Below are 25539 nucleotides of genomic sequence, written 5' to 3'. Positions count from 1 at the left end.
AATCAGGTCGATTGCAGCAGCGCCAGCGGTCCGAGTGTGACCAGCGCCCCGACCGCCACCGCGATCAGAGTGCTGGCGATGTCCTCGGTTTTCCGGACGATTCGGACAGCCACCACCAGGCCAAGGATCACCAATACCGACAGCACCAGCGCGACGATGTTGTTCCACCGCCACAGCTGGTCGAAGGCGATGAACAGCCCGGCGCCGAACGCGACGGCCAGGATCGACTGGCCCACCACCAGCAGGCCGCGCCACACGGCAGTGAGCTTGCCCTCGCGGGGATACTCCGCTTCGGCGTCGGCGTCTTTATCAGGCGCCACCACGATGGCGTCGCCGTCATGCTGGTCGTCGAGGGCGATTCCGCGGCGGGCCAGGTCGTCGGCCACCGTCTGGCCGCCGAACAGAGTGCCGCCGGAGGAGCGGAGGTAGGACTGCAGCGCAGCGGCCTCAATAGCCTCGTCGACCTGCTCGTCGGCGGCCAGGTCCAGCGCAGGGGCAGCCTCGTCGAGCGGGTCGAAGGCCATCTGTTCGGCGTCCGAGGATTCCTCCCCGTCGACGGCCGTTACCGCGGCCACCGGCTGCTGCTCGGGCCTGCGCAGCGGACGCGGGTCGTAACCGCGCTCGGGGCCGCTCTCGCGGCGTGGCAGCGGGCTGTCCGCGCGCGGGGGCGGACCGTCGAAGGGCCGCGCTGGCGGCTCTTGCTCTTCCTCGACGGGCTCCTCGACCTCTTCGACCTGCTCGATCGCCGGGGCCGATCCGTTGGTGGCCGGCGTCTCGGCCGGCTCGGGAGCGGTGGTCTCTTCGTCGACCGGTTCCTCGGTCACCTCGACGTCGGTGACCTCGACGTCACGCACGATCGGCATCTCGCCGGTCCGAATGATCGGGATCTCGCCGGTCAGCTCGGCTACCGTCACCGCGTCGCTGTTACCGCGCCGGCGGCGACGCCGCCCCCCGACCGGCGGTGAGCCGATCGTTCCGTTCTTGGCGAGCAGCTCGGCGACCGAGATCGGCCGGCTGTTCTCGCTGTCATCTGGTGCAGTCATCGTGTGCCTCTCGATCGGGCGGCAGTCGACCGATCAAAAACCTTGCCTCCAGCATCCCCCACGGAGGTTTCTACCAGGGCAGTTCCGTCAGCTTCGCTATCGAGTCGCCGCAGGATGATGCCCTCGCGCAGTGCCCACGGACAGATGTCGACGGACTCCAGTGACAGTGCTCGCATACTTGCTTCCGCCACCAGAGCGCCGGCCACGATTTGTGGCGCCCGCTCGGCGCTGACTCCCTCCAACTCGGCACGATCTGTCGTCGTCATCCTAGAGATGAAGGATATGAGCTGCCTCAGGCCGTTGGCTGTGAGCGTCCGCTTGACCCTGGGCCCGGCGCCCGAGGGGGCGGCGCCGGTGAGGCGGGCCAGCGAGCGGAACGTCTTCGAGGTCGCCACCGCGAGGTCCGGAACGCCGGCCTCCAGGACGAACGCGCTGGCCTCGGCGAGTTCGTTGTCCAGCCAGTCCCGCAGCATGGCCACCCGGCGCCGGCCCGGCGGATCGTCGGGCAGCCATTCGCGGGTGAGCCGGCCGGCCCCCAGCGGCAGCGACAACGCCACCTCGGGTGCCTCGTCGACACCGTTGGACAGCTCGAGTGACCCGCCACCGATGTCGAGGTTGATGATCCGCCCGGCACTCCAGCCGTACCAGCGCCGCACCGCCAAGAACGTCAGCCGGGACTCGTTGGCACCCGAGAGAACCTGCAGGTTCACCCCAGTCTCGGCCAGGACCCGGGCCAGCACGTCCTCGGAATTCTTGGCGTCGCGGACCGCGGACGTGGCAAAGGCCATCAGGTCGGCGCAGCCGGAGCTGGCCGCGATCTTGGCGAACTCGTCGATGGTCTCGATCAGCTTGTCCGCGCCGCGGCGGGTGAGCTTGCCGGAGTCGTCGATCGCCTCGGCGAGCCGCAGCGCGGCCTTTGTCGAACTCATCGGAGTCGGGTGCCCGCCGCGGTGCGCATCGACCACCAGCAGATGAACCGTGTTGCTGCCCACATCGAGGACGCCTAATCGCACGTGGACAAACGTAGCGCGACAGCGATGCGCGCCACTTGCGACATGGCACAAAAGCCGGCGAGAAGGCTGCGCGAAAGTGGACTACCGTTGGGCGCTGTGACACATGGGCACCCAGGCGAGGTCGAACTGGACTTCCCGCGCGAGTGGGTCGAGTTCTACGACCCGGACGATCCAGAACATCTCATCGCCGCGGATATGACCTGGCTGCTGTCGCATTGGACGTGTGTCTTCGGGACGCCGGCCTGCAAGGGCACGGTCGAGGGACGCCCGGACGACGGCTGCTGCTCGCACGGAGCGTTCCTGTCCGATGACGACGACCGCGCCAACCTCGACGAGGCGGTCAAACAGTTGACCGACGACGATTGGCAGTTCCGGGAGAAGGGGCTGGGCCGCAAGGGCTACCTCGAACAGGACGAGTACGACGACGAGCCCGCACTGCGCACCCGCAAGTACAAGGGCGCCTGCATCTTCCTGAATCGGCCGGGCTTCCCGACGGGCATCGGCTGCGCGCTGCACACCAAGGCACTCAAACTCGGCGTCGAGCCGCTGACGATGAAACCCGAGATCTGCTGGCAGCTTCCGATCCGTCGCGTCCAGGAGCGCATCACCCGGCCCGACGGCAGCGAGGTGCTCAAAACCCTGATCACCGAATACGACCGGCGTGGCTGGGGCGAAGGCGGTTTGGACCTGCACTGGTATTGCACAGGCGATCCGGGGGCCCACGTCGGGAAAAAGCAGGTGTGGCAGTCCTACGGCCCTGAGCTGACCGAGCTGATCGGTGAGAAGGCCTACGCGGAACTCGCGGCCATGTGCAAACGGCGGGCGGGATTGGGACTGCTTGCCATCCACCCGGCCACCCGCGCCGCGGAGTAACTAACGCTGCGCCAATCCTGTTGCGCCCCGCGCCTTTCGGGCGTCTGACAGAGCCGCCAGGACTTGGGTTCCGACCTCGTCCCACGACACCCCGGCCAGGCTCTGTTCGCCGGCCTTGCCCATGGTCTCCGCGAGCGCGGGATCGGTCAGCAGCCGAATCAGCCCGGCGGCCAGTGAATCGGGGTCATCGGGTTCGACGAGGATTCCGGAGATCCCGTCGCGGACCACAACCGGGATGTCCCCGACTCTGGTGGCGACAACGGGCCGGCCCAACGTGTATGCCAGGTGTGCCACACCGGATTGCGAGCTGCGCTTGTACGGAAGGACCACGCAGCGCGCGGGCGCGAAGTAGGACGCCACGTCCGAGACGGGGATATACCCGAGCTCCAGCCGCACCCCGGACAGCTGGGCGACATCGGCACGCAGCGCCGACTCGTCCATGTCGGGACCCAGCGCGCCGGCCACCACCAGTTCGGCGTCGGGGAGTTGAGCCCGTACCGCGGGCCAGGCCTTGAACAGGGTGTCGATGCCCTTGTAGGCGGTGACCGTGCCGAAGCACAGCGCTTGCGGACCGGTGGCGGCCGGGCTCGGCATGGTGGCCGAGGCATAGATCCCTTCGTCGCCGTGCGGGATCACGTGGACCGGTGCGGTCACCGGCCACGTCTCCAGCAGGATGCGCTTCGCCGACTCCCCGAGCACGAACACGGCGTCGAGATCGGCGTAGGCCGGACCCAGCGCCCGCGTCATGAGCGGCGATGTCTTGTACAGGCCGTCCTGGCCGGGTTGCTCGACCAGCGCGCGCGGTTCATGAGCCACCAAGACCAACAAGGCATTCGGGATGACCTTGCGCACCGCACGCACACCCCAGCCGTCGCTCGGGAACCGCCAGGCCGACCACACCACCACGTCGGGCCGGGTACGGATCAGGTGCGCCAGCAGGACACCCCAGGCGGCGGTGTGCCGACCGGCCCGAATCACCCTGCGGCCCTTACGCAAGAGTTCCGGCAGAGCCGCGCCGGCCGTGGGGTGCCAGGTCGGCAGGATAGACAGGACGCGGCAACCGAGTTCGCGAGAGCCCAGTTCAGGGGACGGGCCGGTGACGAGCTCCACGCTGTCACCGGCGCGTGCCAGCGCCTCACCGAGCTGAAGCGAGAATTGGTACAGGCCACCGGACGGCGGAAACTCCACCAATACCACAGATTGCGGTGCTCGCGCGTTGTCGCGCCGGAGTACCTGGGAGTAGAGCGCGCGCAGGTTCTGCACCCAGACGTCGGCGCTGTAGGTGGTGTCGTAGCGCTCGCGGGTGGCGCGCTCCATTGCGGCGAGCTGGCCGGGGTCGGTCTGGATCGTCGTTGCCATATCGGCGATTCCAGAGCTCAGCGCAGCGGGCTGTCCCGCCGCCACGAGGAGCCCGCAGCCGGGGCCGACGATATCGGGGATGCCCCCGACGTTGGTCGCCACGATCGGCCGGGCGCCGGCCAGCGACGAGATGAGCGATGTGGGTAGGGCATCCTCCAGCGAGGGTTGGACGACGAAGTCGGCGGCCGCGATGAGGTCTGGCACGTCGCCGCGGAATCCGAGGATCCGAACCCGTTGGGCAAGAGAAGGATCGGAGTCCACCGATGATTGGATCTCGTCCAGCAGCGGGCCGTCGCCGGCAAGGGCGACGACCACGGGCACGTCGGCGGTAAGCAGCCGTACCGCCTCGACGAGGTCGGCATGACCCTTCTCCGGCCGCATCAGACTCGCGCAGACGGCCAGCAGGTGGCCCTCGGGTACCCCGATCTCGTCGCGGATCGCCGCGCGGTCGCGGGTGACCCGAGGTTCGACAACACCGTTGGGCAACACCACGATCGGGGCCGCCGCGCCGGCGTATTCGGCATACCATCGTCGTTGGGCGCTGGACAGGGCGATGACCGCGCGCGACAGGAACCGGCGGCCGACGACCGCCGCCTTGACCCGCAACCGGGACGCCCGGGACTTCGGGATGTCGATGACATGCAGAGTCGAGACCGACGGAACCCCGACCAGGCGGGCCGCTAGCCCGCCGACCAGGTCGGCGTGCTTCAGGTGGGTGTGCACGATATCGACGCGCTCGTCTCTGAGCACCTTGGCCAATCGTATGACGGCGGTGAGATCATAACGCCCCGAGTGCATTTCGTAGACAGTTGCGCCCTGCTCGCGCAGCAGTGGGACGGCCCGGTTGTCCACGGCCCCCTCGGAGTGCGCATCAGAAAGCCCGATGACGACGAGGCGTATCGCCGCCGACGGGGCCGCGCGGGCAAGATCGACCAATACCGCCTCGGCGCCGCCTGATCCGAGAGAGTGGATCACGTGCGCCACCGTCAACGGCGCAGGCACGGCCCGGTCAGGCGCGTTCACCGATGACCTCCTGATACAGATGGTCGAGACTGTCGACCCACGTGCGCATCGAGTATTTGTCCTCGGCCTGGGTCCGCCCCGCAGCGCCGAATGTGGCTGCCAGTTCGGGGTTTCCGATGACCTCCAGAAGTGCGTCGGTGAGTGCAGGAACGTCACGAAGGGGTACCAGCCGCCCGGTGACGCCGTCGACAACGATCTCCCGGGTTCCGCCTGCGTCGGAGGCCACCACCGGCAGGCCGCAGGCACCAGCCTCGATCAATGCGGTCGGGAGCGCTTCGTCGACTGACGCCGAGACCACGCCGTCGACGGTCGCCAGGATGTCGGGTACGTCCTCGCGGCGGCCCAGTAGCTCCACCGAGTCCTCCAATCCGGCTACCGCAACGGCATTTTCGATATCCGCGCGACTGGGCCCGTCACCGACCACCAACAGTTTGGCGGACGGATGCACGGCCACGACCCCGGCCCAGGCTTTGATGAGGTCGACGTGGTTCTTGTCCGGACGCAACGCGGCGACAACGGCCCACACCGGTCGATCGGTGGCGCGGGCGCCGCTGCGAACGGTGTAGCGGCCGACATCCACCCCGTTGGGGATCGCCCGCCAGGTGGAGCGGGCCGGGCCGTATCTCTTGGCATACTGGTCGAAAGCATGTTGGGACACCAGCACGATCCGGCCCAGTCGAGCCGGGATCCGCACCGAGAGAAGCTCTTTGAACCATTCACCTCGGCTCGAGTGGGGTTGCGGGCTCAGGTGCAGGGTGGCGACCACCGGCAGGCCTACCAGTCGGGCGGCGAGCGGGACCAGAGTCGCCGAATACCCGAGATGAGCATGGACCACGTCGACGTGCGCCTGGCGCAGCGCCCGCACCAGCCGAACGAAACCACGGGGATCCAACAACTTTCGCACCGAGATGTAGGTCGGATTCAGGTTCGCATCAGCCAACCGTCCGTACAGGGCATTGCGGTTGCTCTCCTGCGGTGCCAGGCTTGCGACCGACACATCAAGTGCCGCAGGCGCATAACGGCCGAGTTCGGCGATCAGGTTCTCGGCACCGCCGAAGTTGTACGAGTCCAGGATCATCAGCACTCGCGTCGGTGCGTGGTTCTGTTCGGTCACCGAGAACCTCCCAACAGCTGCCGAACGCCGTTGACGGCGGCGATGACCGGTGACAGGCCGAACACGACAAGGATGGTGACGACGATGCTGCTGCCAGGTTGTGCGACAGCCGAACTCGCCGATTCCGCGGCGCTGTGTCCGCGGACGGACCGGACCACCGCGAGTCCCGCTTCGAACAGGCTCGGCGCACTGAGTTGCAACCCGAGAATGTAGGTCAGCACACCCGCCACCCCGGCGACGACAAGGACAAGCGGATCCGGCAGTCCGGCCATCAGATACGCGAGCGCGAGCATGACGACGCCCATCCCCGCCGCCGCGGGCAACGGCCGTCCCACCGCATTCCACAGTTGGCCGGGGGTGATTCCCCCCATCCTCCGCAACAACACGGTGTTCACCATGAGGAGCACCGTCTCGACCGCCACCAGCACCGACGCCACCGCCACGATGCTGTGTCCTGCGGCCCACCAGACCGGGCCGACCATGAGTCCGAGCCTGCCGGTGCCTGTCGCGAGGAGAAGCGACGGTCTACCAATGGCTTTGAACACGTCACCGGCATGCCAGGAGACCGAGAACAGCAGACCGTAGACGGACAACACCATGAGTACCGGTGCGGCACCGGCATATTGGGGACCGTACAGGGTGCCCACAACGGCCGGCGCCACCGTGGCAAGGGCGACGCTGATCGGTGCGCTCAGCGCCATCGTGACGGCCATGACCTGGAGGAAATGCTCCGAAAGACGCTCGCGGGCATGCTGGAGTCGCGACAGAGAGCTGAACAGTACCTCGCTGATCACGTTGCAGAGCGCCAGCACCAGCAAGTCGGGCAGCCGGTAGGCCAAGGTGTAGAGACCCAGCTGTTCGTCACCGCGGCGCATGCCGATGAACAGATAATCGGTGTTGAACATCGCGAAGCTGAGCAGCGCGACGCCGGTCAGCGCTGATCCGTAGCGGATGAGATTTCGCGCCTGCTGGCGATCGAAGCCGAACACGACCGGAGTGCGGGCAACCACCCAGTACAGGATCGTCGTCAAGATGGTCCCGACGAGTTGGCCCCAGACGAGGCTCCACACACCGTGCCCGGCGGCGGCCAGGACGATGGTGAGTATCGCTTTGACCGCGGAGCCCACGAACTCCGGCCAGATCCGCTGCCGGAAGTCGAGATCGCGCCGTAGCCGGGCGGCGGGAATCACGCTGAAAGCCGAGATGGTGAGCCCGATGGCCAGTACTCGGATCAGCGGCGTCAGCTGCGGTTGGCGGACCAGCTCGGCACCATAAGGGGCGAAGACAGCCAGGGCCGCTCCGGCGATGACACCGAAGATCGCGGACAGCGTCAACCCTGTCGGGGCGAGCCGGTCCCACTTGCCCGGACTCTGGACAAGGGCGGCGCCGACCCCGAGATCCTTCATGTAGTCGAACAGATTGACGACCAGCAGTGCGAGCGTGAACAGACCGAAATCGGCGGGATCGAGAAGCCGCGCCGCCACGATCGTCATGATCAGCGTCGAGCTCTTGCTCAGACCGAAGACCAAGTAGTTCCACGCAGCCTGCCGGCCGGTCTGCGGAGTCGATTCCGGTGCCGCGGGCGGCTCGTCCCCGATGCGATCGCGACTGTCCCCGGCTATGGTCGGATCCTCGCCCTGTCCCACCCGAAGAGTCCCCGATCAGCCTGGAGCCGCAGCCATTTCACGGCCATCATAGAGCGGCGGGCTTCAGCGCGAAGCGAAAAGGTACCCGGCCGCCCACGGACGCGGATCGTCCGACCGCGAGGTGACCGTGAAACCGGCGTCGACCAATATCGCGTGGACTGCATCCTTGGTGCGGTACGACTCGTCGCCGGTTTCGTCGGCGAGGAAGTCATGGCACCCGATCGCCGCATGGCGGACGATCGGCAGCACGTCGAGAGCACCTCGCAGGGCAGGTAGTTCGGCGCCTTCGATGTTCATTTTCAAAAAGTCGATGCGATCCAGCTTCAGCTTGGCGACCAGCCCGGGGATCGTGACCGCCGCGACGGGCACCCCCTCGTCGCCGATCTTGTTCTCGAGATACGACTCCGCCTGCAGGTCAGTGATTTTCACCGTTCCTTCGGTGTCCATCACCGCGGCGTGGATCGGTTCGACGTTGCGCAGGTTGTTGGCCTGGCACACGCGTGCGAGCTTGGCGTAGGTCGTCGGGTGCGCCTCGATGGCGATCACCCGGCCCGAGTCGCCGACCATGCGGGAGAACGGCAGCGCCTCTGTGCCGATCCCCGCCCCCACGTCGAGAACGACGTCGCCGGGCCGAATCGCGTATTCGGGTAGGAACACCTCTCGCGCGAACGCGTCACACTGCGCGGCGTCCATCCCCTCGCCGCCACGAAGGTCGGGCAGGAGCATCGCACCGGCGCGTGTCCGCTTCAGCCAATCCCCGGTCTGCCGGTCGTAGGTGAACAGCGCGCGGTCACCGGCGAGGGTGGCGTTCGCCGACGCCGCGAGGCCGAGCAACCAGCGGGTCGAAGGTCGATTGACGGCGTCGTACACGGCGTGCTTGAGGGCCACTTGTGCACGATAGCAGCACTTCTAGGGCCGATAAGCGCTTGCGCGAACCGCGTCAGCTCAGCACCCGAAGCTTCTCCCACGGGATGCGTTCCATCGGGTCGTAATCCCAACGGAATCCCGCGGCTTGGTAGGTCTTGCCGAGCGCGGGCGGGCTGGCCGAGGCTTCGAATTCGAAGCTCATGCTCAGTGGTGCGCCCCCGACATCCACGATATAGCCGCCGTAGCGTTGCATGGCCGTCGCAACCGCCAGCTCCCCCTTGGTGAGGCCGAGCTTGGTCAGGTCGACAGACGGATCCAGTTGCAGATGAGCGCCTTCGGGCAGGCAGTCAGCCCGGGCCGACTTGCCATCGGACTTCAGTGCAGGCGGCCGAAAGGTCTTGCAGGCGTTGCTGGTTTGCAGGGCCAGCGCATGCGGTATCACGCCTGAACTGATCTCGGCGACCCGGATGACGCCGCCGAGCCGCGACGCACCCGATCCCGTTGCCGAGCCACCCCATCCGGACCCGCGCAGACTGTTGACAGCGCCCCACTGCGCGGACCAGTCATTGCCGCTCTTGGCCGCCTGCCAGAACTCGAAGATGGTCGAGGTGGCCTCGTCGACGGTGACCATCACCCCATCGGAGCCCGAATTGGGCTTCGCCCCATACGGAATCGGTACCGGCCAGCCGGCGAAAGGGCATACTCCCCACTCGGGGCCTGAGCATTTCACCGCGTAGGCGGGGGTATCCGGGCCAACCGAGAAGATCGGAATGCCGAACTCCACGATGTTGGCGAACACGCCGCGGGTCGACTGCACGTAGCCGATCATGGCCGCACTGTTCGGGTCGACCCCCGCATCCTGTGGAATCGCTGTCCGCCAAGGGCTCTCGGCTGCGAACGGATTGGCCAGCCAGTCATGGGCAGGGCTCGAACACGCCGCCCGCCCGGCAAGCACCGCCACAACCACGATCACGATGGCGACCACCGCGGTGACCGACCGCGCCGATCTGCTGCTAGACCAATGGTGAACAGCCTTGCCGGCACGTCTCATTCGGCGGCAACGCGATCGTCTGTCGACGACTGCGTCACGGAATCCTGATCATCGGTACGCCTGCCACCGATCATCGCGAACAACGACATACCCGTCACCAGTCCACCGGCGATGCCGACGGCAACGGCGACGAAGACCGTGGTGTTCGTGTGATCGCTGGTCTGCGTGATCTGCATGCTGCCGACGGTCTGCAGCAGGTACTGGTCGTAGCCGTTCACCTCACTCAACCGGGTACCCGCGACCGCCGCGGCGCGCTGCACCTCGTCGCGAGCCTGGTCCGCGCTGTCCGCCTCGGCGGTGAAGGTGAGAAGTCCGCGTACGGCGTCGGCCTCGATGGTGACCGGCGAATTCCCGTCGCGCAGAACTCTTCCCATGGTGGGCAACATCTCGATCCTCGACCGGACATCGAGGGCGTATGCATACCAACCGTCGGGGGGCTGCGCGGGCACCAGCGTCATGTGCTGGCTGGCCCGGAACACCGAGGTGCTGTTCGCGGTGAGGTAGGCCCAGAAGAACGCTCCGCCCAGAGCCGTGGCCACCAGCCATATCCCGGCGTTGCGCAGGAACCTTCGCACGATCTCGGCCGAAACCGGCCACTGCGGCGCGACCGCCGCCACCATGGCCAGCACCAATGCGAAGGTGCGGAAGTACGAGAGATGAAGCCCGACACTGGATACCGACCATCCGACGATCGCCGCGGCCAGTGCGGCCACCAGAACCCGGTCGGCCGAGCGCGGCTGCGCGATGATCCGCAAGACGATGATGGCCAAGAAACCGGCCACCATTACCGTCCACCCGATGAGACCGAAGACCCCGGTCTCAGCGAGCAGCGACAGATAGAGGTTGTGCGCGGCCAGATTCGGCTCCCGAACCGCCGTCGACACCCGCCCGGCGAAGTTGATCACCTCACCGGCGAACGTACCGGGACCGAACCCGAAATAGGGCCGCTGCGACCACATCATGGCGGCCTGTTCCTGGGCGGCCAACCGGCCGAGCAGCGACGGGTCCACGTGGCTGCTCTCGTCGCCCTGGCTGATCTGCTGGAACATGTCCTGGAGGCGGTTGCCGATGCCGGGAACGAACGACGATGCGAACACCGCGGGCAGGGCGACCAGCGCCCACCGCCGGATGGATCGTTCAGAAGCGATGAACCACACCACCATTGCGATGCCGGCCGACAGGAACGTGCCGCGCGACTGGGTCAGGTAGATGCCGGCCAGCAACGCAAGAATCGACAGGGCGACCAGGGTCACGGCCCGCCGGTCCGACGCCCGCAGTGACCGTGTCAACAGGGCCGCCGCGAGCGGCAGGCCCATTATCAGGTGCCTGCCCCAGAAGTTGGAGTCCGGCAGCGGTCCGCCGTATCGGGGCGTGGTGACCAGTTCACCCGAAGATGTTGTGACGATGGAGAATCCGCCGAACGAGTTGGTGCCACCGAAGACGACGAAGTCGATCACCGTCAGTACAGACAGCAGCGCCAGCACCGTGACGATCGTGATCGCGACGGTCCACGGCCGCGCCGTCATCTGAGCCAGCATCAGAACGAGCATCAGGAAGAGCAGGTCGATAGCGGTGCGGCGCACCGAAGAAAGCGACGCCGCCAGATCGGCACTGCCGATCGCGGCCACCATCTGCGTCGCCAGGAACACAGCCAGTAGTCCGGCGCAGATCACCGTCCAGACGTTGAGCCGCGCGCGTAACTCCGAATCACGCAGGCCAAGAACGACGGCCAGAAGTCCGAGCGCCATCGACGCCTGGAACACCGGGACATTGCCGTGTTGCTCCAGCACACCCGACAGGTTGCTGGCCTCGATGGCAACCATCGCGACAAGTGCCAGAAGCGGTCGCCGCGCCGCGTACACCAGCCCGACACCGCCGATCAGCGCGGCGATCACGAACAACGGGCTGCGCGAACCGAACATCACCACCGCCGCGACGGTCGCGGCACCACCGACGAGGGCCATCGCCGCAAGTTCGCCGGATTGAGGCGTGGCGCGGATCGGGCCGGTCATAGCCCGGGTCGCACCTCTTCGCGGATCGGGCCGGTCCGACGAGATGCGGTGTCATCGCGGCGATCTCGCGATCGGGCGACGATCCAGCCGACGCCGCCGCCGATGAGCAGTCCGCCGAGCGCCACCGCGGCCGCGATCTGTGAGCGGCGCGGGCTCGGAAGGGGAAGGGCGTTGTTCTGCGGCGGCCACATCACTTTCACGGCATACGGCGCGGCCAGCGACGCGACTTCGGGAGTGGCCTTGTTCAGAACGTCGTTGAGACCCGCCTCGGCGGCACCTGCCGAATGCGCCACCACCGTGACGACCACGATCGTCGTATCGGGCAGGGCCGCGGCGGACAGCGAGAGATCGGCCTGGGGCACCTTCGCCGCCGTGGCCGCCGACGGTATCCAGCGGCCGTCGTTGTACAGCACCGCGGCCGTCCTGCTGACCTGCCCGCGGGTGAGCACCTCCCAGAACGCCGAGGACTGCTCGGTGGTGAGATCGGGTGCCGGGAGAAGCGCGACGTTGGCCGACGCTTGGTACCAGTGCGGTTGCGGGGCCAGAAAGAATCCCAGTGCCGCTCCGAGGATGGCGCCGACGAACGCGAAGACGGCGATCGTCCTGCGATGCTTGGTCATATCCCGTCCTTCAGTCTCGCCGCGCCATGTGCAACTTGGCGCCGAGACAATTTTCTCGTTACCGATGTCTTCGGGTGTTGGACACAATACAGCGCCGTCTGAACTGGGACGACTGCTGTTTGGCGCGTCGGCCCGGCGAACTTTGGACAGCATCCTCGGCACATCTCGACGTCGCCACGCTCGTGCTATCTTCACGCCAGGACCTACGGGGTGGAGTTGCCGATGCGACGGACAATTCAGATCGAATTCAACGAGTTGAGTCCGACTCTGATCGACGAGTTCATCGACGCGGGCGAGTTGCCGAATTTCCGGAAGCTGCGGGACTCCTCGGAAGTCTTCGTCACCGACGCCGCCAACGAGATCAACCTCGAGCCGTGGGTTCAGTGGCCGACGCTGCACACCGGTATCCCGGACCGCGATCACGGTATCCAGCATCTCGGCGAAGCCGATCTGGTCGCCGGGCGCGGGATCGCTCGCGAACTGGCCGCCGCCGGATTCAAGGTCGGCGTCTTCGGCTCGATGAACCTCGACTACGGACCGCTCGACGGTTTCGTCATACCCGACCCGTGGAATGCGGAATTGTCGCCGCATCCCGCCGATATCAAGGCGTTCACCAACTTCGTGGTGTCTGCCGTGCAGGAGAATTCCGCCGATCAACTCGACAAGCGGGCCGCACTCCCGTTCGCCAGATACCTCGCGACACATGGCCTGACGCCGGCCACCGCGTTGTCCACCGTGCAGCAGCTCCTCGGTGAACGGCGCGATCCCGGCGTGAAATGGCGTCGCTCCTTCGCCCTGGACGCCATGTCCTACGACGTCTTTCGCAATCTGGTGCGCCGCCACAACGTCGCGTTCGCCACCTTCTTCTCGAATTCGACGGCCCACCTTCAGCACTACTACTGGCGCAACTTCCGACCCGAGATCTTCTCGCTGCCGTCGCCGCCCGAGGATCACTCGTCCCTGGCGGACGCGATGCTCGAGGGTTACCGCAACAATGACCAGCTCATCGGGCGCTTCCTGGCCGACTTCCCCGATGACCGGCTGGTGTTCGCGACCGCACTGAGCCAGCAGCCCTGGGACACGACGAAGTGCACCTACCGGCCCAAGGATTTCGACCAGTTGCTCGGGCTGATCGGCATCGACATGACCAGCGCGGAAGTGGCGCCGTTGATGGCCGAGGAATTCCTGCTGTCGTTCCCCGACGAGGCCGCCGCCCAGCGCGCCATCGCGCAGCTCACGGAGTGCCGAGTCAGCGACCAGCCGCTGTTCCGGATGCAGGAGGCCGAGGGGCCACGGTTCAAGGCCGGCTGTGCGATCAACGAGTGGTCGCAGGGCCGCACGATGATGACGCTGCCCGACGGCAGGCAGGCACCGTTCGACGAGTACTTCTACCGCATCCACAGCCTGCGCAGCGGCCGCCACCATCCCGACGGCTGCTTCTGGGTGCAGTCCCCCACACCTCGCCGGGTCGACGAGCGGATCCCGCTGACGTCGGTGGCCCCGACGATCCTTCGACTCTTCGGCGTCAACGCACCCGCATACATGAAGGAGGCGCAGGTCGCGCTGACCTGCTACCCGAACTGACGGCGGCGGCTACACCACCGCTGCCAGAAGACGTCATGGCAAATTTTCGCAATTTAGCTAACATCACGCGGTGGCTGTTGCGTTGATAAGTGCCGTCGACCCCTATCCGACCGATGCCGGTAAGAAGGTCGTCCTGGCGGGATTCATCGACTACCTCAGCGAACGGCACGGCCAGGACAACGTGCACTACATCAAGGTCGGCGCACCACCACAGCACCAGTTTCCGGTTCCGCTGCACGTCGTGCCCGGTCCCAGCCGCGGCCAGGTCCTCGGCAATCTCATGACCAAGGTCACCACCGGGCGGGCCAGCTTGCAGGAAGCCTTCCTTGGCTCCCGGCAGACCGCCGCGGGCATCACCGAGATCCTCGGCAAAATACGTCCTGAACTGCAGGTATACGATACGGTCCGAATGGCGCAGTACGCTCCCGACCAGGTGGCGGCCACCCAGGTCTGCTATCTCGACGACCTGTTCTCCGAGCGCTACGACCGCATGCTGGAAGCCGCCGAACGCTACGGCGAGATCAACGTCAGCCCGTTGGGCAATTTCGCCGAACACGTCCCGGCGAAGTTGCGTCCGCTGGCCACTCACCGTCACAGCCAGACCCTGCTGCTGCGCGCCGAGCGGTCACTGGTCCGGCGCAGCGAGGACCGCACAGTGCACCGGTTTCGTCGCTCGCTACTGGTCAACGCCGACGAGGCCAGCGTGCTGGCCGATCGCTCCAGTGCGCCGGCACATCGAATCCGCAGCGTTCCGCCGCTGGTCCTGGCACCGACCATGCCCCAACGACACTGGGACGGCGAACCGGAGTTCGTCTTCCTCGGATTGCTGTCGCTTCCCCACAACGACGACGGCCTGCGCTCGTTTCTGCGCACGGCCTGGCCGAGCATTGTCGAGCGATTGCCCGGTGCCCGGCTCCGAGTCATCGGACGCGAGGCCAGGCCCGAATTATCCGAGCTGGCGGCGACCTTGCGCGACAGCGTCCAGATCGAGGGCTATGTCACCGACCTCGGCGAGGCACTCGGCGGGGCCGCGGCACTGGTCAACCCCGTGCGTTTCGGCTCCGGTATCAAGCTCAAGGTGGTCGAAGCGCTCGGCCGGGCGCTGCCGGTGGTGTCCACGCCCATCGGTGCTGAGGGCATCGCCAGCGGCGCCGGCACCGGCGTGCTGGTGTGTGCCGAACCGGCCGAATTCACCGAGCAGCTGTGCTCGCTGACCAACCCGGCCTACAACGCCGAGATCTCGGCGCAGGCCCGCGAACACTTTCTTTCCAAGTACTCGCGTCCCGCGGTGTTCGCCGCGTATGACGACGCCTTCGGCACGGACTGACGACGCCGAGCAGCGCCTTCTTTCGATTATTTGCTGAATCTGCATCACTCTGCACAAAACAAGTGATGGACGTCATCCGTCCCAGTGGTTGCCTTGCGGCCTAAGTGGGGTTACGGTGCAGTTAATAGCAGTTCTCCGATACCGAGGGCATATTTTCGCTGTGTTGGCCGAACAGTCTGATAATCACATCTCAGTCGGTAACGACTGGGATGAAGATCTTCGCCAAAACTCGACCTCGCCGTTATTTTTCGAGAACACTATTCCCCCGCTGTGGCCCGAAACTCGTGCTTCGCGGCGCGAGGCCCGTCATGATCGGCACTCCAAGCGGATGGTGCTGACCGACGCGGCGATTATTAGCTTGATGTTGGCTGTCGCGACCGCGGTGGTGTTTGCCGGCCAGCCGGACGCCCTGCTGACTTACGCCGCGGGCTCGGCCGGGCTGGCTGCGCTGTGGATGGGCGCCCTGGGGCTCAACGGCTACCGCGCACGCCGGACAGTCGGCCGCGGCGTCAGCGAGTACACCAGCGTCGTGCTCGCCACCCTGCAGCTGTTTGGCCTGATCGCGATCGGCGCGCTGCTGTTCCACGTCGACATCTCGCGCCCCTATCTCGCGATCGCCTTCCCGCTCGGACTGGCCGGCCTGCTGGTCAGCCGCCGCTACTGGCGCAAGGTAGCGGTCGCCGAACTCAGTCGCGCCGAGCACCAGGTTTCCGTGCTCGTGGTCGGTAGCTCGCGCTCGGCAACCGACGTTGCCGCAACCTTCGTCCGTGACCCCAGTGCTGGGTACCGAGTCGTCGGGGTCTGCACCCCCGCGGGGCCGACAGTGCGTGACCACAGCATCGACGTCGACGGGCGGTCCATCCCCATCGTCGGGATCGACCAGGCCATCGCCGATGCCGTGCGCCGCACCGGGGCGCACACGGTCGCGCTGGCGGCCACCGATCATCTGCACCCCACCGAGATCCGCCGGCTGATCTGGGAGCTCGATTCGCTCGGCGTGGATCTGCTGATCGCCCCCGGGCTGGTCGACATCGCCGAGGACCGGCTGCACAGCCGGCCGGTCGCGGGCATGGCCATGTTCGAGGTGACCAAGCCGCAGCACGAAGGGGCCAACTCGGCAGCCAAGCGCGCCTTCGACATCGTGTTCACCACGATCGCGCTGATCGTCGTGGCACCGCTGTTCGCACTCGCAGCACTGGCCGTGCGGTTGTCCAGCCCCGGACCGGTTTTCTACGTCTCCGAGCGGATCGGCCTGCGGGGCACCACGTTCAAGATGCTCAAGTTCCGCAGCATGGTCGACGGTGCCGACGCCGGAGCGTCGGCGATGATCGCCGCCGACGGCAGCACCCCGATGTTCTGGAAGGCCAAGGACGATCCGCGGGTTACCCGGGTCGGCAAGGTGATTCGCAAATACAGCATCGACGAGCTGCCGCAGTTCATCAACGTGCTGCGCGGTGACATGAGCGTTGTCGGGCCCCGGCCGCAGGTCCGCCGCGAGGTCGACTCGTACGACTATCTGGTTCGCCGCCGGTTGAGCGTCAAGCCCGGCCTGACCGGCCTGTGGCAGATCAGCGGACGCTCAGACCTGCAGACCGAGGACGCCGTCCGTCTGGACCTCAGCTACATCGAAAACTGGTCGCCCATCAAGGATCTGGTGATCATCGTCAAGACGATCAAGACCGTTTTGAGCGGCGACGGCGCCTACTAGATCCAGCCAGCGGCCGGGCTAGCCTTCCAGCTTGTAGCCCAGCCCGCGCACCGTGACCAGGTGCACCGGGTTGGCCGGATCGCCCTCGATCTTGGACCGCAGCCGCTTCACGTGGACGTCAAGGGTTTTGGTGTCGCCGACATAGTCCGCACCCCACACCCGGTCGATGAGCTGACCGCGGGTGAGCACCCGCCCGCTGTTGCGCATCAGGTATTCCAGAAGGTCGAATTCCTTGAGCGGCAAGGTGATCGGCTCACCGTTGACTGTAACGACGTGACGCTCCACGTCCATGCGCACCGGGCCGGCCTCCAGGATGGCGTCACCGATGCCGGAGTCTTCGGCGTCACTGCCGCGGCGCAGCACGGCACGGATACGGGCGATCAGCTCGCGGGCCGAATACGGCTTGGTCACGTAATCGTCGGCACCGAGCTCCAGCCCGACCACCTTGTCGATCTCGCTGTCGCGTGCGGTCACCATGATCACCGGCACGCTGGAGCGAGCGCGCAACTGCTTACACACATCGGTGCCGGTCATCCCCGGCAGCATCAGATCGAGCAGCACGATGTCGGCGCCGGATCGATCGAATTCAGCAAGGGCCGATGGGCCGTCACCGACGACGGTGGCCTCGAACCCTTCCTTGCGCAGCAGGAATGCCAGCGGGTCGGCCAGGGATTCTTCGTCCTCCACGATCAACACATTGGTCATTGGCGTAGTGCCTCCTCGTCAATGGCCGATTGGTCGGCCGGTTCGTCGTCATCGTTGTTGGGATAGGCGGGAATGGACAGGGTGAACGTCGAGCCGGTTCCCGGCTGGCTCCACAGCCGGATACTGCCGTTGTGATTGGCCGCCACATGTTTGACGATGGCCAACCCCAGACCGGTGCCGCCGGTGGCACGGGAGCGCGCTTTGTCGACCCGGAAGAACCGTTCGAACACCCGCTCCTGATCGGCGCGGGCGATGCCGATTCCCCGGTCGGTGACCGCGATCTCGACGTTGTCGCCGCGGCGACGTCGACTGATCGACACCTTCGACCCGTCGGGTGAGTACGCGATCGCATTCGAGATCAGATTCGCCAGCGCGGTGACCAACAACGTCTGATCGCCCAGCACCCGGAAGCCGCTCGGCGCGTCGGTCGTCACCTTGATGTCGGCATTGTCGGCTGCCACCTTGTGGCGCGAAATCGCCTCGCTGACAACGGAATCCACGTCGATGCCGTCCAGGTTCGGCAGCGGTTCGGCGCCCTGCAGACGAGACAGTTCGATCAGCTCGCCGACCATGTTGGCCAGCCGCTGGGACTCGGTGAGGATCTTGCGACTGAAGTGGTGCACGGTCTCGGGGTCTTCGGCCGACTCCAGCAGCGCCTCGGCCAGCACACCCATCGCGGCGACCGGCGTCTTGAGTTCATGGCTGACGTTGGCCACGAAGTCGCGCCGGCTGGCCTCCATGCGCGCCTGCTCGGACTGGTCTTCGACGTAGACCACGGCGAACCGCGGATCCTGCTTGCTCAGCATCTGTACGTGTCCGCGAACCGAGAGTCCCGAACGGCCGGCGGCGGCGCGCTGCGGCTGCGCAGAGAGGTCGACCTCGACACCCTCCCCGGTGGCCAGCACGTGCTGCGCAGCGGCCCAGGCTCGCTCGTCGAGCTGGCGGTCGCGCACGAGGCCGAGTTCAGTGGCGCGGTCGTTGATGAAGACCACGTCGCGGTGGGAGTCGACGACCACCATGCCGATCGGCGCGAGCGACACGACGTGCTGCAACATCTGCGACACCGTGATGCCGGCTTCGGTGATCGCGCGGCGCTGCCTGCGCTCGAGGATGCGTGGGGTGAGCGCGGCCCCTATTCCAAGACCCAAAGCGAGCGCTACCAGCGCCGCAGCGGTGACCAACAGTGCCACCGAGACAACACCCACACGCAAAGGGTACGCATCCGGTGAACGTCATCCCAGCAGCGTGCGGCTAAATCGGGTCACGTCACACTCTCAGGACGTATGTATTCCGCCCCCGTTTACCCGCCGTTTCCCAAACCGGCCGAATCGTCGGGTTATTTGGCGCCCTGGCTGGCCACGGCGGCAGCACCGGCGGCGGCGGCCTCGGGATCCAGATAGGTACCCCCGGCGACCCGCGGCTTCAGGTCGGCGTCCAGGTCGTAACGCAGCGGGATCCCGGTCGGGATGTTCAGGCCGACGACCTCGTCGTCCGACATGCCGTCCAGGTATTTCACCAGCGCGCGCAAGGAATTGCCGTGCGCCACCATCAGGACTGTCTTACCGGCCTGCAGATCCGGGACGATCGTCTCGGTGAAGTACGGGACGAACCGGGCGACGACGTCGGCCAGGCACTCCGTCAGCGGTCCGCCGCCGATATCGGCGTAGCGCGGGTCGGCGTCCTGGCTGTAGGTGCTGCCCCGCTCGATCGGCGGCGGCGGCGTGTCGTAGCTGCGGCGCCACAGCATGAACTGCTCCTCGCCGTACTTCTCCTTGGTCTCGGCCTTGTCCAGGCCCTGCAGCGCGCCATAGTGCCGCTCGTTGAGCCGCCAGTCCCGGACCACCGGAATCCACAGCCGGTCAGCGGCATCCAGCGCCAGGTGCGCGGTGGTGATCGCGCGCCGCAGCAGCGAGGTGTAGAGCACGTCGGGCAGCACGCCCTGCTCGGCCATCAGCTTCCCGCCACGCACGGCCTCGGCCCGGCCCTTGTCCGTGAGGTCGACGTCCACCCAGCCGGTGAACAGATTCAGCGCGTTCCATTCGCTCTCGCCGTGCCGGAGCAGGATCAATGTCGAGTCAGCCATGCCCGAAATCCTCTCACGCGGCTCAGTCGTCGTCTTGGTCGATCAGATGCTCGAACGCCTCGAGGTTCTTCAGTGATTCACCGCGCGACACCCGCCACGCCCACTCCTTCTGGATGGACGACTTGAAACCCAGCTCCAGCAGGGTGTTGAAGTCGGTGTCGACGGCCTCGAGGACCTGTCCGAGCACCCGATCGAGCTCGTCGGGGGTGACCGCCTCCAGCGCCATCCGCCCGACCAGATAGATGTCGCCCGTGTTGTCCAGCGTGTAGGCGACGCCGTAGAGCCGTCGGTTGCGCTTGAGCAGAAATCGGTAGACGCCCTGGTGGTTCTCGTCGGGCTGGCGGCAGACGAACGCCTCGACACGCACCGAGTGCTCACCGATGCTCAACAGGGTGTTGGTCTTGAGCTTGCGCTCCCCCGGCAGCTCGACGATCAGCCCGGGTAGCCCGCCGTGAGCCCCAACGTGTCGGCTGTAGACGAGCCCATGTTCGGTCAGCGCGTCCTCGATGAGCTGCTGAACGTCACCCATCAGGCCCGGACCCCGCGGCGCATCGACCAGCGTCGGCCGTTACGCCGGGCCAGCGCGTCACCGGCCGCACCGCGCCTGCGGGCGCTGGCGTAGTCGGTGATCGCCCTGCCATAGCTGTCGAGCAGTCCATCGACGGTGCTGGCCCAGGAGAAGCGCTGCGCGTGCGCGGCGGCCGCCCGGCTGAGCTCATCGGGGTCGCGCCGAAGCACTTCGGCGATCGCGTCGGCCCACCGAGCGGGGTCGTGACTGGACACCAGGGCCCCGCTGACACCATCGGCGACGGCGACGGGCAGTCCACCCACCGCGGCGGCCACCACCGGTGTTCCACAGGCCTGAGCCTCGACGGCCACCAGCCCGAACGATTCCGAATAGCTGGGCACCGCAACCAGATCGGCAGCCCGATAAACATTGACCAGCTGCTCGCGGGACTGCGGAGGAAGGAACGTCACCCGATCTGCGATACCCAATTCAGCGGCAAGACCCACCAAAGCATCGGGTGCGGCCAACCCACTGCCCGACGGGCCACCGGCGACCAGCACCCGTACACCGGGCACCTGGGCCGCCGCCCGCAACAGCACATCGGGTGCCTTCAGCGGCTGGATCCGCCCGACGAAGGCGACCACCCGCTCGTCTGCCCGCAGCCCCAAACCTGCCCTCGCGGTTGCCTTGTCGCCGGGAGTGAACGTGTCCAGGTCGACGCCCGGGTACACCACGTCGATCCGCCGCGGGTCGGCATTGTGCAACGAAATCAGTTGGCGAGCTTCATCTTCGGTGTTGACCACCAGCCGGTCGGCCTCATCGACCACTTGCTGCTCGCCCACTGAGCGCAGCGGCGGTTCCGGCGAATCACCCTCGGCCAGTGCGGCGTTCTTCACCGCGGCCAGCGTGTGCGCGGTGTGGACCAGCGGCACCGCCCAGCGGTCGCGGGCCAACCAGCCGACCTGACCAGACAGCCAGTAATGCGAGTGCACGACGTCGTAGTACCCGGGCTCGTGATTGGCCTCGGCACGCAGGACCCCGGCGGTGAACGCGCACAGCTGAGTCGGCAGGTCGTACTTGTCGAGCCCCTCGAAGGGGCCCGCGACCACGTTGCGCACCAGCACCCCGGGTGCCACCCGGACCAGCGGCTGATCCGACGACGAGGTCGCCCGGGTGAAGATCTCCACCTCCACCCCGCGCCGGGCCATGTGCAGAGCGGTCTGCAGGACGTAGACGTTCATTCCGCCGGCATCACCGGTGCCGGGCTGGGCCAGTGGCGAGGTGTGTACCGACAACACCGCAACACGCCGCGGCATCGCATCGGTCGAACTGTCAGTCAGTTCCCGGGCGTACCGCACGCCTCCATCTTTACACCGCGGCTTCGCGGCGGTTCTGCGCCCGTCTCAAAGCGCCGATCGGATCCGCGTACAGCCCACCCAGCGACACGATTCCGGCGCCGGCTTCTTGCACCCGATTACCGAACGCGGTCACCCGGATATCGCGGTCCGGCAGCACCGACCGCTCGGCGAACGCGGCCTCGACAAGTTGCATGCCCTCGGGATATTCGGTGAACGCCTGGCCGCCCACGACGAGGTCGTCGGGGTTGAGCATGTCGCGCAGCAGCGCGACCGCACCACCGAGAACCCGCGCCCGTTCGGCCAGCAGTTCGCGGGCGCCGACCGCGGCGGGCGTATCACCTTGGCGGGCGGTGCGAAGCAGGGCGGCCATCGACGCGCTGGGGCCCGACGAGGGCACGATGCCGCGCTTGCGGGCGGCGGCCAGCACGGCCTCGTCGCTGACGGTTGACTCCAATTGTCCACTGCCGCCGAGTAATTCGGAGGACACCGGCAGTGCAGCGATGGTGCCAGGCCCACTGGATGGGCTGTGCACCCGGCCGCCGATCACCAGCGCGAAGCCGACGGTCTCGCGGGCATAGACGTACAGGCTGCTCGAGGTCGGGGCCGGCGGGCGACGCAGACCGAGCAGCACTTCGGCGCCGGCCATCGCATCCACGTGAGACGCCACCGACACCGGCAACCCCAACGCCTCGGCGAGCACCGGTCCGACCGGAGCCTGCGCCCAGCCCAGCCGACTGTGGTCGACGTGTCCGGTGACGCTGTCGACCACACCGCCGATCGCAACGCCGATCCACAACGGGCGACGGCGATGCCAGCGGCTCAGATAACGACGGGCACTGCCGGCCAGCGAGGCCAGCGCGGCGGCCTGCCCGCCCCGCGGGGTGGGGGTTTCCACGGCGTCGAGCGTGCGGCCAAGCAGGTCGGTCGCGACGATGTTGGTGGTCCGCGCGCCGATGTGGATACCGAGGGTCAGGAACGGCTCGTGGTTGACCTCGACGGGGACACGCGGGCGGCCGATGGCGCCGGACACCGCGAGATCGGCGCGCTCACGCAGGATTCCGGCGTCCAGCAGGGCGGTGACCTGGCGGTTCACTGTGGCGATCGACAGGTTGGTGACCTGGGCGATCACATCCCGGCCGATGGCACCGCGCTGCCGTACCGCCGCGAACACCGATGCGGCGGCGGCATCGGGGATTCGCAGCGAGGGGGCCACGATGTGGTGGCGGGCCCGCAGGGGATGCGGCCGGGTGGCGATGCGGGCCGCGTCATGGGCGGAAGTGCGGAGCGGATTTTGTGAGGAAAGTGCGACGGTGCGCATAGGGGGTGTCCTTCTCGAGTCTTCAGTGGGGGCCTGTGCCACACCTGGCGACTTGAGCGGGACGAGAGAAAAGTGTCCGGTCTGGTCAGGCGCAGCGAATCGCGCGACAACAACACGCGGTGTGCGCGACCAGACAGCTGGTCAGACCGAAACGGATCACGGGGAGAAAGTAGCACAGTTACTAGAGTTGGAGCGATGACGAGTCCAGATGCCCATTCCCGCGTGGCCGTGGTCACCGGCGCCAGCTCCGGTATCGGCGAGGCGACATCCAAAACCCTTGCCGCTCTTGGGTTTCACGTCGTCGTAGTAGCCCGGCGGGCGGATCGCCTCCAACGGCTGGCCGACGAGATCGGCGGAACGCCCGTGGTGGCCGACGTCACAGACGAAGCCCAGGTCGAGGCCCTGGCCGCGGGCCTGACCCGGGTCGACGTGCTGGTCAACAATGCCGGCGGCGCCAAAGGGCTGGAACCGATCGCCGAAGCCAACCTCGACAACTGGCGCTGGATGTGGGAGACCAACGTCGTCGGGACGTTGCGAGTCACGCGGGCGCTGCTGCCCAAACTCGTCGAATCCGGGGACGGCCTGATCGTCACCGTCACGTCGATCGCCGCCCTCGAGGTCTACGACGGCGGTGGCGGATACACCGCCGCCAAGCACGCGCAGGGTGCGTTGCACCGGACACTGCGCGGGGAGCTGCTCGGAAAACCGGTGCGGCTCACCGAGATTGCGCCAGGCGCGGTGGAGACGGAGTTCTCCCTGGTGCGCTTCGGCGGCGACGAGCAACGCGCCGACGCGGTCTATTCCGGGATCACGCCGCTGGCCGCCGATGACGTCGCCGAGGTGATCGGCTTCGTGGCATCGCGCCCGTCGCACGTCAACCTCGACCAGATCGTCATCCGGCCCCGGGATCAGGCCAGCGCCAGCCGGTTCAACCGCCGGACGTAGCCGTCCGCGTCGTCGTCGGTGTCGACGTCGTCGTCTCCGTCGTCGTTGGGCTCGACGATGAGGTTGGGGTGGGACTCGTCGTGGTCGGCGTGCCCGACAGCGTCGGCGCGTCGCTCGGGGTGGCCGGCGCACTGCTCGGGATGCTCGTCTGCGGCTGCGTGTCGGACAGTGCCGACATGGCCTTCCAATCGTTCCAGTCCACCGCCCAGTCCCAGATGTCGCCGTCGGCGTAGGACAGCTTGATGGAGGTCCCGGTCACCTCGACGGGGTCGCCGTACACCGCGGTGCCGAAGTACTGCTCGGCGTCGCCGGTGGACAGGTTGATGCACCCGTTGGTGACGTTGGTGTTGCCCTGCGCGCCCGACGACGCCGGATTGGCGTGGATGAACTCACCGTTGTTGGAGATCCGCACCGCCCAGCGCTCGTGCACGTTGCTGTAGCCGGCGGCCTGGTTGGTCATGTAGAAGTCGGCGTACTTCTCGCTGACGACGTGGATCCCGCTGCGGGTGACGTTGCGGGGTTGATCGGCCTCGCCGTAGCTGCAGGGGAAGTCCATGATGACGCCCTCGTCGGTGATCACCTGGATCCGGTGCGAGGTGGCGTCGGCCTTGACGACCTGACGCCGGCCGATATCGAAGTCCAGCGTGGAATCCGCTGCGCCGTAGGCGTCCTCGCCGAACTTCACGCCGTAGAGGCGGGCGTCGACGTGGACCTTGGTGCCGGCCGGGTAGTACTCCTTGGTCCGCCAGTGCACCCGCGAGCCGCCGACCTCGTCAGGCAGCCAGGCCCAGCTGCCCTCGGCCGTCGGCGTCGTGGTGACGGTCAGCGCCTTCTCGACATCGGGCTTGTGTTCGTCGTCGATCGCGGCGTCGAACTGCAGGATGATCGGCGCCGCCACTCCGACCGTCTGGCCGTCGGACAGCTGGAACTGGCCGTTGACCTTAGTGGTGGGATCGACCGTGGTGAACGACGCGGCTACCGGCAGAGCCTTGCCGTCGCGTCCGACCGCCGATCCGGCCCAGGTGTAGGAGGCGCCGTACCCGAGCGGTTCGGTGATCGTGAACGCGGTGCGGTCGCGGTTGAGCACCCCGGCGACGGCCCTGCCGTCGGCATTGGTCAGCGAGACATGCTGCAGCCAGCCGTCCTTGACCTGGATGCTCACCGGCGTCGTCGGCATGACGTCCTTGGACGCGTCGGCCGGGGAGAAGTTCAGCGACGGCTTGGGTGGGGGTCCCGACGCCGCGCTTTGTTTGCCGGGCTGGTTGCTGACGCAGGCGGCCAGCACACCGGGTGCGGCCACGCCGAGCGCCAGCGCGGTCAAAGCGCGTCGCCGGTTGATCGGCGGCTGGTCGGCTGGGCTCACGTCAATCCAAGATACGGAA

21 protein-coding genes are annotated in these 25539 nt (G+C 67.0%); 5 read left to right on the top strand and 16 right to left on the bottom strand.

Annotated features, from left to right (window positions below; translation table 11 throughout):
• Nucleotides 1–2 precede the first annotated feature (2 nt).
• Nucleotides 3–1043 carry an Rv0497 family membrane protein gene (locus EV580_RS27900; protein WP_133695537.1) on the bottom strand — a complete coding sequence of 347 codons (1041 nt, stop codon included), beginning with the start codon at nt 1041–1043 and terminating at the stop codon, nt 3–5.
• The gene (locus tag EV580_RS27895) at nt 1040–2056 is read right to left on the bottom strand and encodes a Ppx/GppA family phosphatase (RefSeq protein WP_133695535.1); all 1017 of its coding nucleotides are present in this window, start codon (nt 2054–2056) and stop codon (nt 1040–1042) included. The genes EV580_RS27900 and EV580_RS27895 overlap by 4 nt, the downstream gene beginning before the upstream one ends.
• A gap of 96 nt (nt 2057–2152) precedes the next feature.
• Between EV580_RS27895 and EV580_RS27890 the strand changes: the two genes are divergently transcribed.
• Nucleotides 2153–2929 carry a DUF3109 family protein gene (locus EV580_RS27890; RefSeq protein WP_133695533.1) on the top strand — a complete coding sequence of 259 codons (777 nt, stop codon included), beginning with the start codon at nt 2153–2155 and terminating at the stop codon, nt 2927–2929.
• On the opposite strand, the gene EV580_RS27885 is transcribed toward EV580_RS27890, so the two are convergent.
• The 7 genes from EV580_RS27885 to EV580_RS27855 all read right to left on the bottom strand — a co-directional run bounded on the left by EV580_RS27885 (nt 2930) and on the right by EV580_RS27855 (nt 12621).
• Nucleotides 2930–5311 (bottom strand): glycosyltransferase, encoded by a 2382-nt coding sequence (locus tag EV580_RS27885; RefSeq protein ID WP_286171892.1) that lies wholly within the window; start codon nt 5309–5311, stop codon nt 2930–2932.
• The gene (locus EV580_RS27880; protein ID WP_286171891.1) at nt 5298–6425 is read right to left on the bottom strand and encodes a glycosyltransferase family 4 protein; all 1128 of its coding nucleotides are present in this window, start codon (nt 6423–6425) and stop codon (nt 5298–5300) included. Before EV580_RS27880 ends, EV580_RS27885 begins: the two co-directional genes overlap by 14 nt.
• Nucleotides 6422–8071: a lipopolysaccharide biosynthesis protein gene (locus EV580_RS27875; RefSeq protein ID WP_286171890.1), complete on the bottom strand. Its 1650-nt coding sequence runs from the start codon at nt 8069–8071 to the stop codon at nt 6422–6424. The genes EV580_RS27880 and EV580_RS27875 overlap by 4 nt, the downstream gene beginning before the upstream one ends.
• 63 nt (nt 8072–8134) lie before the next feature.
• Entirely contained in the window at nt 8135–8959 is an 825-nt protein-coding gene (locus EV580_RS27870) for an FkbM family methyltransferase (protein WP_133695532.1), read from the bottom strand.
• Between the two features lie 52 nt (nt 8960–9011).
• On the bottom strand, nt 9012–9923 hold the full coding sequence (locus EV580_RS27865) for a hypothetical protein (RefSeq protein ID WP_286171889.1): 912 nt from the start codon (nt 9921–9923) through the stop codon (nt 9012–9014).
• A gap of 62 nt (nt 9924–9985) precedes the next feature.
• Nucleotides 9986–12001 carry an O-antigen ligase family protein gene (locus EV580_RS27860; RefSeq protein WP_133695528.1) on the bottom strand — a complete coding sequence of 672 codons (2016 nt, stop codon included), beginning with the start codon at nt 11999–12001 and terminating at the stop codon, nt 9986–9988.
• On the bottom strand, nt 11998–12621 hold the full coding sequence (locus tag EV580_RS27855) for a hypothetical protein (protein ID WP_133695527.1): 624 nt from the start codon (nt 12619–12621) through the stop codon (nt 11998–12000). Before EV580_RS27855 ends, EV580_RS27860 begins: the two co-directional genes overlap by 4 nt.
• 222 nt (nt 12622–12843) lie before the next feature.
• Here EV580_RS27855 and EV580_RS27850 point away from each other — a divergent pair, with 222 nt between their 5' ends.
• From EV580_RS27850 to EV580_RS27840, 3 genes are all read left to right on the top strand, one after another.
• Nucleotides 12844–14205: an alkaline phosphatase family protein gene (locus tag EV580_RS27850; protein ID WP_133695525.1), complete on the top strand. Its 1362-nt coding sequence runs from the start codon at nt 12844–12846 to the stop codon at nt 14203–14205.
• Between the two features lie 70 nt (nt 14206–14275).
• Complete coding sequence (locus EV580_RS27845; protein ID WP_133695523.1) at nt 14276–15532, top strand: glycosyltransferase family 4 protein; 1257 nt, start codon at nt 14276–14278, stop codon at nt 15530–15532.
• 160 nt (nt 15533–15692) lie between these two features.
• Nucleotides 15693–17240, top strand: a complete 1548-nt coding sequence (locus EV580_RS27840) for a sugar transferase (protein WP_133695522.1) — start codon at nt 15693–15695, stop codon at nt 17238–17240.
• A gap of 18 nt (nt 17241–17258) precedes the next feature.
• Here EV580_RS27840 and regX read toward each other — a convergent pair whose 3' ends face one another.
• The 6 genes from regX to EV580_RS27810 all read right to left on the bottom strand — a co-directional run bounded on the left by regX (nt 17259) and on the right by EV580_RS27810 (nt 23212).
• Nucleotides 17259–17945, bottom strand: a complete 687-nt coding sequence (gene regX / locus EV580_RS27835; protein WP_133695520.1) for a two-component sensory transduction protein RegX — start codon at nt 17943–17945, stop codon at nt 17259–17261.
• The gene (locus tag EV580_RS27830; protein WP_133695519.1) at nt 17942–19150 is read right to left on the bottom strand and encodes a sensor histidine kinase; all 1209 of its coding nucleotides are present in this window, start codon (nt 19148–19150) and stop codon (nt 17942–17944) included. The genes regX and EV580_RS27830 overlap by 4 nt, the downstream gene beginning before the upstream one ends.
• A 131-nt stretch (nt 19151–19281) precedes the next feature.
• Nucleotides 19282–20028 carry a phosphoglyceromutase gene (locus EV580_RS27825; protein WP_133695517.1) on the bottom strand — a complete coding sequence of 249 codons (747 nt, stop codon included), beginning with the start codon at nt 20026–20028 and terminating at the stop codon, nt 19282–19284.
• 22 nt (nt 20029–20050) lie between these two features.
• On the bottom strand, nt 20051–20557 hold the full coding sequence (locus tag EV580_RS27820; protein WP_133695515.1) for a type III secretion system chaperone family protein: 507 nt from the start codon (nt 20555–20557) through the stop codon (nt 20051–20053).
• Nucleotides 20557–21852, bottom strand: coding sequence for a D-inositol-3-phosphate glycosyltransferase (gene mshA, locus EV580_RS27815; protein ID WP_133695984.1), 1296 nt, complete (start codon nt 21850–21852; stop codon nt 20557–20559). Before mshA ends, EV580_RS27820 begins: the two co-directional genes overlap by 1 nt.
• 52 nt (nt 21853–21904) lie before the next feature.
• Nucleotides 21905–23212: an ROK family protein gene (locus EV580_RS27810; protein WP_133695514.1), complete on the bottom strand. Its 1308-nt coding sequence runs from the start codon at nt 23210–23212 to the stop codon at nt 21905–21907.
• 195 nt (nt 23213–23407) lie between these two features.
• Here EV580_RS27810 and EV580_RS27805 point away from each other — a divergent pair, with 195 nt between their 5' ends.
• A complete protein-coding gene (locus EV580_RS27805) occupies nt 23408–24157 on the top strand; it encodes an SDR family NAD(P)-dependent oxidoreductase (protein WP_133695512.1) in 750 nt (249 codons plus the stop codon).
• Here EV580_RS27805 and EV580_RS27800 read toward each other — a convergent pair.
• Nucleotides 24141–25520 carry a L,D-transpeptidase gene (locus EV580_RS27800; protein ID WP_133695510.1) on the bottom strand — a complete coding sequence of 460 codons (1380 nt, stop codon included), beginning with the start codon at nt 25518–25520 and terminating at the stop codon, nt 24141–24143. The genes EV580_RS27805 and EV580_RS27800 overlap by 17 nt on opposite strands.
• Between the last annotated feature and the right edge of the window lie 19 nt (nt 25521–25539).

Source organism: Mycobacterium sp. BK086, assembly GCA_004362315.1.
GTDB lineage: Bacteria > Actinomycetota > Actinomycetes > Mycobacteriales > Mycobacteriaceae > Mycobacterium.
This window is presented reverse-complemented; position numbering and strand designations above follow the sequence as displayed.

Coding starts and splice junctions, on each gene's coding strand:
- mshA (WP_133695984.1), bottom strand. CDS start 21,852: ATGCCGCGGCGTGTTGCGGTGTTGTCGGTACACACCTCGCCACTGGCC.
- EV580_RS27850 (WP_133695525.1), top strand. CDS start 12,844: ATGCGACGGACAATTCAGATCGAATTCAACGAGTTGAGTCCGACTCTG.
- EV580_RS27860 (WP_133695528.1), bottom strand. CDS start 12,001: ATGACCGGCCCGATCCGCGCCACGCCTCAATCCGGCGAACTTGCGGCG.
- EV580_RS27825 (WP_133695517.1), bottom strand. CDS start 20,028: ATGGCTGACTCGACATTGATCCTGCTCCGGCACGGCGAGAGCGAATGG.
- regX (WP_133695520.1), bottom strand. CDS start 17,945: ATGACCAATGTGTTGATCGTGGAGGACGAAGAATCCCTGGCCGACCCG.
- EV580_RS27855 (WP_133695527.1), bottom strand. CDS start 12,621: ATGACCAAGCATCGCAGGACGATCGCCGTCTTCGCGTTCGTCGGCGCC.
- EV580_RS27900 (WP_133695537.1), bottom strand. CDS start 1,043: ATGACTGCACCAGATGACAGCGAGAACAGCCGGCCGATCTCGGTCGCC.
- EV580_RS27805 (WP_133695512.1), top strand. CDS start 23,408: ATGACGAGTCCAGATGCCCATTCCCGCGTGGCCGTGGTCACCGGCGCC.
- EV580_RS27820 (WP_133695515.1), bottom strand. CDS start 20,557: ATGGGTGACGTTCAGCAGCTCATCGAGGACGCGCTGACCGAACATGGG.
- EV580_RS27810 (WP_133695514.1), bottom strand. CDS start 23,212: ATGCGCACCGTCGCACTTTCCTCACAAAATCCGCTCCGCACTTCCGCC.